Origin of the sequence: Pseudonocardia hispaniensis (genome assembly GCF_042658695.1) — a bacterium.
GTDB lineage: Bacteria > Actinomycetota > Actinomycetes > Mycobacteriales > Pseudonocardiaceae > Pseudonocardia > Pseudonocardia hispaniensis.
In genome coordinates this window covers 75,400-83,038 of record NZ_JBHSQW010000010.1, presented here as the reverse complement: position 1 = coordinate 83,038, position 7,639 = coordinate 75,400, and the positions used below count along the sequence as shown (strand labels likewise).

At 71.9% G+C, this 7,639-nt stretch carries 5 protein-coding genes and 1 pseudogene; 4 read left to right on the top strand and 2 right to left on the bottom strand.

Annotated features, from left to right (window positions below):
• Positions 1-172 precede the first annotated feature (172 nt).
• Positions 173-1,090 carry a LysR family transcriptional regulator gene (locus tag ACFQE5_RS05230; protein WP_379583390.1) on the top strand — a complete coding sequence of 306 codons (918 nt, stop codon included), beginning with the start codon at positions 173-175 and terminating at the stop codon, positions 1,088-1,090.
• 22 nt (positions 1,091-1,112) lie between these two features.
• Here ACFQE5_RS05230 and ACFQE5_RS05225 read toward each other — a convergent pair.
• A pseudogene (locus ACFQE5_RS05225) lies at positions 1,113-1,867 on the bottom strand (SDR family oxidoreductase).
• Between the two features lie 173 nt (positions 1,868-2,040).
• Positions 2,041-2,790 carry an IclR family transcriptional regulator gene (locus tag ACFQE5_RS05220; protein WP_379583388.1) on the bottom strand — a complete coding sequence of 250 codons (750 nt, stop codon included), beginning with the start codon at positions 2,788-2,790 and terminating at the stop codon, positions 2,041-2,043.
• 48 nt (positions 2,791-2,838) lie between these two features.
• Between ACFQE5_RS05220 and ACFQE5_RS05215 the strand changes: the two genes are divergently transcribed.
• From ACFQE5_RS05215 to ACFQE5_RS05205, 3 genes are read left to right on the top strand one after another with little or no spacing between them, the layout of a single operon-like run.
• Positions 2,839-4,050, top strand: coding sequence for an FAD-dependent monooxygenase (locus ACFQE5_RS05215; protein WP_379583386.1), 1,212 nt, complete (start codon positions 2,839-2,841; stop codon positions 4,048-4,050).
• A complete protein-coding gene (locus ACFQE5_RS05210) occupies positions 4,043-5,509 on the top strand; it encodes an aldehyde dehydrogenase family protein (RefSeq protein WP_379583384.1) in 1,467 nt (488 codons plus the stop codon). The genes ACFQE5_RS05215 and ACFQE5_RS05210 overlap by 8 nt, the downstream gene beginning before the upstream one ends.
• Before the next feature lie 16 nt (positions 5,510-5,525).
• A complete protein-coding gene (locus tag ACFQE5_RS05205; protein ID WP_379583382.1) occupies positions 5,526-7,634 on the top strand; it encodes a hydantoinase/oxoprolinase family protein in 2,109 nt (702 codons plus the stop codon).
• The last annotated feature ends 5 nt before the right edge of the window (positions 7,635-7,639 follow it).

Here is a 7,639-nt window from a genome sequence, read left to right as displayed (position 1 = left end):
GGGGCTCGACCGGAGAACGGTCGAGCCCCACCGATCCAGTGGCCGACCGTCGTCGGCTGGGATATCGCTGTCAACTGTCGCTGTCGGTGCCCGACGGTTCTCCTGGCCCCGGCGCACCGGTACGTCCGGCCGCGCCGCCGCTATAGGCTCGATGGCCGTACGGACGCACCCCATGCCGAAGGGAGCGACGGCCCACGTGACGCTGGACCTACGCAAGCTGGAGCACTTCGTCCACGTCGCCGACGAGTTGAACGTCACCCGCGCCGCCCAGCAGCTGCACCTGAGTCAGCAGGCGTTGAGCACCTCGATCCGGCACCTCGAGCGGGAGCTGGGCGTCGTCCTGTTCGACCGGGCGGGACGTGGTATCAGCCTGACCCCGGCCGGGGCGGCGCTGTTGGAGGTCGGGCGACCGTTGCTCGCCGCCGCCGAGGCCGCGGTCGCGTGGTCGCGCGAGGTGGGGCGCGGTGAGGCCGGGCGGCTGCGCGTCGGGCGCACGCCGGCGGTCACCGGCGAGGAGGCCCACGCCGCCCTCCACGACGTCCAGCGGCACCACCCGGAGGCGTCACTCACCGTCGAGGAGGTGTACCCGGCGGCGCTCGTGCGCAGGCTGACCGATGGGGACCTGGATCTCGGATTCGCGCGGGCGATGGGCGTGCCCGCACATCTGGAGACCGCCATCGTCGGCAGGCACCGGATCCGGCTCGCCGTGGCCACCCACCATCGGCTGGCCGGACAAGAGCAGGCCGGTTGGGACGAGCTGGCCGGTGAGGAGCTGGTGGTCTGGGCACCGCCCGGGGTGTCCGGCTACACCGACGTCCTGCTCTCCCGATGCCGCGAGATGGGTATCCACCCGCGCCATCGAGTGAGCTCGCTGCAGGGCACCCCGCCGGTGACGGCGGTGGCCGGCTCCGACAGCGTCGCCCTGGTGACCGCGCCGCGCGGCCCCGCGGCCGACGGGCGAACCATGGTGATCGACCTGGTCCCCGGCCGGTGCGTGCCGCTGCAGGCGATCTGGCTGCGGCACACCACCTCACGGCTGCGCCGCGCGTTGCTCGAGGGTCTGGCCGCCGACCCGGCCCCGCAGTCCTGACCCGCGGCGCGGGCCGGGGAGGTCAGCGCGTGGTGTAGCCGCCGTTCGCGAAGATGGTCTGGCCCGTGATCCACCAGCCGTCCGTGGCCAGGAACGTCACGATGGGTGCGATGTCCTCGATCTTTGTGAGCTCGCCGTTCATCGACTGGGACTTGTGGAAGGCCACCCGCTCGGGTGTCTCGGCGGGGTAGAAGAACGGCGTGTCCATCGGTCCCGGGGCGACATTGGTCACGGAGATGCCGCGAGCGCCGAACTCCTTGGCCGCCGCCCGGGTGAAATGTTCCAGCGGCGATTTTCCGCCGGCATAGGTGGAGTATCCGTCGGTGAACGCGGCGAGCAGCGACGTCACGATCGAGATGATCCGACCGTTGTCGTTGAGTCGCCGGCCCGCCTCCCGGAGGAAGAAGTAGGCCGCCTTGGCGTTGATGTCGAACATCGCGTCGTACTCGGCCTCGGTGGTCTCCACGATCGGCTTGCGCAGCACCGCCCGACGGTGTTGACCGCCACGTCGACCCCGCCGAAGCGGTCGACGGCGGCGTCGAACAGCCGCTCGATCTCCGCGACCTGGGTGAGGTCACCCTGCACCGCGATCGCCTCCGAACCGGCCGCGGTGACCGCCTCCACGGTCTCGTCGGCGTCGGGTTTGGTGTCGTCCCCGTGGTAGTGCACGACGACGCGGGCACCGTCGGCGCCGAACGTCCTGCTGATCAGGCCGCCGAGGTTCTTCGCGCCGGCGCCGATGACAGCGACCTTGCCGCGCAATGACTGATCCGTCATGGGTTCTCCTGGTCGGGTGAGGCCGGCGCGCCGATCGCGGGCGCCGGCGGGGCGGTGCCGCCCACGACCAGAACGCTAGGCAGCGGCGGCCGCCCCGGGAAACGCACGTTTCTTGTGGGCCCACAACGTTTCTCGATGGGTCGGTCGCACGAACCCAGATGGTCCTGTATGGACTACTTCGCGGAGCCGGCGGCGAGGTCGCGCTCGATCACGGTTGTCGTCGTGGACAGCTCGGTTGCCCAGTGCGGCAACCGGTCGCGGTGGAACCGGACCGTGGGCATCGCGATGGAGATCGCCGCGATCGGCTGCCCGGAGGGGTCGTGCAGCGCCGCGCCGACCGCGGTGACCCCCGCCTCGGTGAGCTGGTCGTTGATGGCGAACCCCCGCTTGCGGATCAGGGCCAGTTCCCGCCGCAGCCGATGGAGGTCGATCTCGTCAAAGGAGTCGTACAGGGCCTCGAGCTGATCCACCGGCATGAGCGCGAGCAGCGCCCGCCCGCCCGAGGCCCGGTGCGCGGGCAGCGCCTGGCCGACGCGGTCCCCGACGCGCAGCGGCTGGTCGCCCTCGACGGTGGCCAGGAACCGGACCTCGGCGCCGACCAGCACCATCAGGTTCGTCGATTCGTGCAGCCGTTGCGCGAGCGCGCGCAGGTGCGGCAGCGCCACCCGCCGGAGCAGGGCGAGCGGCGCCTCGGAGGTCGGCGCAGGGCGCAGCATGCGGCCCGCGGTGTAGCGGCGGTCCGGCCGCTGCTCGGCGAAGTCGCGGTAGACCAGCATCGCCAGCAGCCGGTGGGCGGTGGACGGGGAGACGCCCAGCCACTCGGCGGCGTCGGTGACGCGCACCGGACCTTCCTGCTGCAGCAGCTGGGCGAGGCGCAACGCGTGGTCGACCGAGTCGATCGCGTACGACGGCTTATTCCTCACAGCAGAAAATACTATCCCATTCTTCAGAATCACCGCATGGTTGGCCGCATGACGATGACCCCCACCCGGTCCGATGAGATCGTCGTCGTCGGCGGCGGCATCGGCGGCTTGGCGACCGCGCTCGCCTGCGCGCAGGCCGGGCGGCCCGTTCGCGTGCTGGAACGCGCCGACGAGTTCGGCGAGATCGGCGCGGGCCTGCAGCTGGCTCCCAACGCCACCCGCATCCTCGACCGGCTCGGCGTGCTCGGCCGGGTGATCGACGCGGGCGTGCTGCCGCAGCGCCTGGTGTTCAACGATGCCCTCACCGGCCGGCGGCTCACCCATCTCGACCTCGGACCGGCGTTCCGGCGCCGCTACGGCGGACCCTACGTGGTCGTGCACCGCAGCGACCTGCTGGAGATCCTGCTCGCGGCCTGCCGCGAGCACGGGGTGCTGCTGGACACCGGCAAGGAGGTCACCGCAGTGGGCACCGAACCCGACCGGGCCACCGTGGCCTGCGCGGACGGCTCGGGCTACGACGCCGCGCTGGTCGTGGGCGCCGACGGGCTGCGGTCCGGGTTGCGCACGCTGCTCAGCGACGACGAACCGCTCTGCTCCGGCTACGTCGCCTACCGAGGCGCGGTGCCGCTGGAGCAGGTCGACGCGCACGCGCCGCTGACCGACGTGGTGGTGTGGTTCGGGCCAGGGCTGCACCTGGTGCAGTACCCGCTGCGCTCGGGCCGGATGTACAACCAGGTGGCGGTGTTCCGCAGCCGGCGGTTCGAGGCGGGCGAGCCGGAGTGGGGCACCCCGGAGGAACTGGACGAGGTCTTCTCGGCGACCTGCGAGCAGGTGCGCACGGCGATTCCCGCGCTGTGGCGGGACAAGCGCTGGCCGATGTTCGACCGTGAGCCGATCGACGAGTGGGTGGCCGGACGCGCCGTGCTGCTCGGCGACGCCGCGCACCCGATGCTGCAGTACCTCGCTCAGGGGGCCTGTCAGGCGATCGAGGACGCGGCCGCGCTGGCCGACGCGGTGGTCAAGCACCTGCCCGTCACCGGCGCCGACCTCGCCGCGGTCGAGCAGACCCTGCGGACCTACCAGGCAGACCGGGTCCCGCGCACCGCCCGGGTGCAGCGCAGCGCCCGGGTCTGGGGCGATGTCTGGCACGTCGACGGGCTGGCCAGGGGCCTGCGCAACGAGCTGTTCGCGCGCCGCGAACCCGACGACTTCACCGACACCGACTGGCTGTACGGCACCGAGGAGCCCACCCATGCCTGACCTGATCCCACCCGAGGTCGCGAAAGTTCTGGATCGGGAGTGGCGGCTGCTGATCGCGGGCAAGCTCACCCCTGCCGCCTCCGGCCGCACCTACCAACGGGTCGGCCCGTACACCGAGAGCGTGATCGCCGAGGTGCCTGACGCCGGCCCGGCCGACGTCGAGGCCGCGGCGGTGGCCGCCCACGACGCCCGCGCCGCCTGGCGGGACACGGAACCGCTGGAGCGCGCGCGGCTGGTGCAGGCGCTCGCCGACGTGATCGAGCGGCACGGCGAGGAGCTGGCCCTGCTGGACACCGTCGACGCGGGCTCCCCGATCTCCAACTCGCGGGTCGATGTGGCCACCGCGGTGGCGCAGCTGCGGATGTTCGCCGGCCAGGCGCTGGAGCTCAAGGGCACCTCGGTGCCGGCGAGCAGCGGCCTGCACGTCACCGTGCGCGAACCGGTCGGCGTGGTCGCCCGGATCGTGCCCTACAACCACCCGCTCATGTTCGCCTGCAAGATCGGCGCCCCGCTGATCGCGGGCAACCCGACAATCCTCAAACCACCGGAGGCCGCGCCGCTGTCCGCGCTGCGCCTGGCCGAACTCGCCGGGGACCTCTTCCCGCCCGGCGTGCTGTCGGTCGTGGTCGGTGACGGCCCGGCGGTTCCCGATGCGCTGGTGCGCCACCGCCACGTCCGCCGGATCGGGTTTATCGGTTCCGAGCCGACCGGGCGGGCCATCCAGCGCGCCGCGGCCGAGACCGGCGTCAAGGATGTGACCCTGGAGCTGGGCGGCAAGAACGCGATGGTCGTGTTCGCCGACGCCGACCTCGACCGGGCCGCCGAGGGCGCGGTGTTCGGCATGAACTTCACCTGGTCCGGCCAGTCCTGCGGCTCCAACTCCCGGCTGCTGGTGCAGCGCGAGATCCACGACGAGCTCGTCGCGCGGGTCGTCGCGCGGATCGAGCGGCGCGCGATCGGCGACCCGTTCGACGAGACCACCGAACAGGGCACGATGATCAACCGCGCCCAGTACGAGAAGTCGTTGTCCTACATCGACATCGCGGTCGGCGAGGGCGCCACCGTCGCCACCGGAGGCGGCCGCCCGCCGGGCCTGGACCACGGGCTGTTCGTCGCGCCGACGGTGCTCACCGGCGTGCGGCCGCGCTCGCGCATCGCCCAGGAGGAGGTGTTCGGCCCGCTGCTGTCGGTGATCGCGTTCGAGGACGAGGCCGACGCCGTCCGCATCGCCAACGACGTCGACTACGGGCTCACCGCCAGCGTCTGGACCCGCGACGTCGGCCGAGCGCACCGCGTCGCCCGCGCCTTCGAGACCGGCTTCGTGTGGATCAACGGCTCGTCCCGGCACTTCCCGAACGTGCCCTTCGGCGGCGTGAAGGGGTCCGGCGTCGGCCGCGAGGAGAGCCTCGAGGAGCTGCTCAGCTACACCGAGCTCAAGGCCATCAACGTCCTGTTCTGAGACCGAAGGAGCTCTCATGCCGTACGTCATCGGCATCGACACCGGCGGCACCTTCACCGATGCCTTCGTCGCCGACCAGCACAACCGGCTCGCGGCGGCGAAGACCCCGTCGACGCCGCCGAACTTCGCCGACGGTTTTCTCACCGCGATCGACGACCTGGCCGCCGAGCTGGGCATCGGCGTGCGCGAGCTGCTGGCCGAGACCGACTACATCGTGCACGGCACCACGTCGACGCTGAACGCGATCGTCACCGGCGACGTCGCCCAAGTCGGGTTCCTGACCACCCGCGGCCACGCCGACTCGATCAGCATCATGAACCTCGAGGGTCGCTACGCGGGGCTGGGCAGCGACGAGATCCAGCACATGGCCCGCACCACCAAACCCGCCGGGCTGGTTCCCCGCCACCGCGTCCGGGAGATCGACGAGCGCGTCGACTACAAGGGCGGCGTCGTCGTCCCGCTCGACGAACGGGGCGTGCGCGAGGCGGTGCGCGCGCTGGTCGCCGACGGCGTCGAGGCGATCGCCGTCTCGTTGTTGTGGTCGTTCCGCAACCCGGCGCACGAGCAGCGGGTGCGCGAGCTGATCGGCGAGGAGGCGCCCGGCCTGTACGTCGCGTTGTCCAGCGAGGTCAGCCCGCGTATCCGGGAGTACTCGCGCAGCGTCACCACGATCATGAACACCCAGGTCGGGCCGCGGCTCGGCGCCTATCTGGAGCCGCTGGAGGCCGAGCTGCGCCGCCGCGGGCTGACCGGTGCGCTGCTGGTCATGCAGGGCGCCGGGGGGTGCGTCACCTCGGCCGACGCCCCGGCGCACGCGATCACCACCATCGGTTCGGTGCTCACCGGCGGCGTCGTCGGCTGCACCCGGATGGCCGCCGCGCTGGACACGAGCAAGGTCATCTCCACCGACATGGGCGGCACCACGTTCCTGGTCGGGCTGGTGGTCGACGGCAAACCGGTGACCACCACCAGCACCGTGCTCAACCAGTACGCGGTCAGCACCCCGATGGTGGACGTGCACACCATCGGCGCCGGTGGCGGGGCGATCGCCTGGGTCGACCCGGGCGGAAACCTGCGCGTCGGCCCGCGTAGTGCGGGCGCCCGGCCCGGTCCCGCCTGCTACGGCGAGGGCGGGTGGGAGCCCACCGTCACCGACGCCGACCTGGTCCTGGGCATCATCAACCCGGACAACTTCCTCGGCGGCCGCAAGAAGCTGGACGTGCAGGCCGCTCGCGACGCGATCGACAAGGTGGTGGCCACCCCGCTGGGGATGTCGGTCGAGGACGCCGCCGCCGCGATCTACGCCATCCAGAACGCCCAGACCGCCGACCTGGTCCGCAAGGTGGTCGTCAACTCCGGGCAGGACCCGCGCGAGTTCAGCCTGTACGCGTTCGGCGGCGCCGGGCCGATGCACTGCGCGAACTACGCCGCCGACCTCGGGGTCAAGGAGGTCGTCGTCCCGCTCGGCTCCACCGCGGCCGTGTTCTCCGCCTACGGGCTGGCCGCCTCCGACATCGTGCTCACCGCCGAGCGCTCCCAGCCGGCCGCGATGCCGGTTGACGCCGACGCGTTCAACTCGGTGTACGCGGCGCTGGAGTCCGAGCTGGAGCAGCGGCTGTCCGAGCAGGGTCTGGCCTTCTCCGCCATCGCCTACGAGCGGGAGGCCGACATCCGCTACACCATGCAGCTGGCCGAGGTGTCCACGCCGGTGCCCGGCGGGACGCTCACGCCCGCGCAGATCGAGCAGGTCGGCCGCGAGTTCGAGGATCGTTACGAGGCCCTCTACGGCGAGGGCACCGGGTTCCCCGACGCCGGCCTGCAACTGATCACCTATCGGGTGCGGGCGGTCGGCACCCTGCAGATCCAGCCCGAACTACCCGAGCACGCCGTGCTGGGCGGCGTACCGGTGCCCAGCGGCGAGCGGGAGGTGTTCCTCGACGTCCGCACCGGTCGCCGACCGGCGACGATCTACGACTACCGCGCGCTCGGCACCGGTCACGAGATCCGCGGCCCCGCCGTCGTGGAGGCGCCGACCACCACCGTCGCGCTGCCGCCCGGCACCCACGCCACCGTCGACCGGCTCGGCAATCTCGTCATCCGCTACGGCGACACCCACAACGGCTAGGAGCG